2 protein-coding genes and 1 pseudogene are annotated in these 1,207 nt (G+C 37.0%); all 3 read right to left on the bottom strand.

Features of this window, described 5'->3' with window-relative positions; translation table 11 throughout:
* Window positions 1-137 precede the first annotated feature (137 nt).
* A pseudogene (locus CLC91_RS14850) lies at window positions 138-425 on the bottom strand (DNA topoisomerase III); the annotation flags it as partial.
* An 82-nt stretch (window positions 426-507) separates the two neighbouring features.
* Window positions 508-1,020: a dihydrofolate reductase gene (locus tag CLC91_RS14845; RefSeq protein WP_086371372.1), complete on the bottom strand. Its 513-nt coding sequence runs from the start codon at window positions 1,018-1,020 to the stop codon at window positions 508-510.
* The coding region (locus CLC91_RS15145) for a hypothetical protein (protein WP_206926159.1) at window positions 1,011-1,207 on the bottom strand (197 nt) is incomplete at its 5' end. The genes CLC91_RS14845 and CLC91_RS15145, both read right to left, overlap by 10 nt.

Genomic DNA, 1,207 nt, shown 5'->3' with positions numbered 1-1,207 from the left:
ATCCAAAACGCTGGATCAGGGTGACCGCGCCCGTCTTGGCCACTTGGTGGGTATGGCCCGCTTTCTTGACCAGGTGCCAATACCCATCTTTGTATCAACTCCCCTTCCTGCCCGGCATCCCCGCAATTGATGACTTCAGAACAAGATGCTACCAATTTTTCAATAACAGCAAATTGCCTTTTTACTCCATCGTTATCAATTAGTTTAATGCCAAATTTTTTAGGTACAATTGGCAGATCTTCCAATTTCCAGTATTTCCAATTTTCTTTGTAATCATGGGGTTCATTCAATGTACACAGATGGCCAAAAGTCCAGGTTACCCAATAGCCATTTCCTTCATAAAAGCCGTTGTTGCGTTGTTTTGCACCAATTACTTCGGCAATATCTTTTGCCACAGAAGGTTTTTCAGCTATACATAAAATCATAAGGAGGCAAAGTTAGTAAGGTCGTTGAAGTTTTGAAACCGTTACATACAAAACATTTCAACAAAAACAGTAAGTTTTAGAGTTATTTACGTGTATATTTTTTTATTTCAAAAGCAAAAGCGTGTTTTTCATCAATACCCTGTTTCAGTACAGTTTCACTATTCCACTCAGATTCAGAAAATTTAGGAAAAAAAGTATCTGCGTCAAACACTCCATCTACTTGTGTGATATACATTTCTTGAAGGATGTTTCGCTGCATAACTTCTGCATAAATTTGTCCCCCACCAATGATGAAAACAGTTCTTTCGGTTTCATTTTTATAGAACTCTAAACATTCAGTAAGTGAAAAAAAGACATGAGCTCCTGGTGCTTGATAGCCGATTTGGTGAGTTAAAACGGCATTTTCACGATTTGGCAAGGGTCTAAATTTCTCAGGAATAGATTCATAATTTTTACGTCCGGTTATTACTACATGACCTGTTGAAGTTTCTTTAAAGAATTTCATATCAGCCGGCAATTTCCATAACAAATCGTTGTCTTTACCAATGCCAAAATTTTTATCCATGGCAACAATTAATGATAGTTTCATAATGATCGGTATTGAATAATTAATTTTTTATTTGAGGCATTAAGCACATGCAATAATTTCTCAATTGGTTTTTTCACCTTTTCTTTCAAATGTAACTCATCTGCAGTTTGAATCATACGTATAGGAAGAATAAACGCCCTTTTCACCCAAGTCCAACAGCTTTGGACCGCAGTTGACTCTTTCGACACCCCTG

This window comes from Paraferrimonas haliotis (genome assembly GCF_002282895.1).
Taxonomy (GTDB): Bacteria; Pseudomonadota; Gammaproteobacteria; order Enterobacterales; family Shewanellaceae; genus Paraferrimonas; species Paraferrimonas haliotis.
This window is presented reverse-complemented; position numbering and strand designations above follow the sequence as displayed.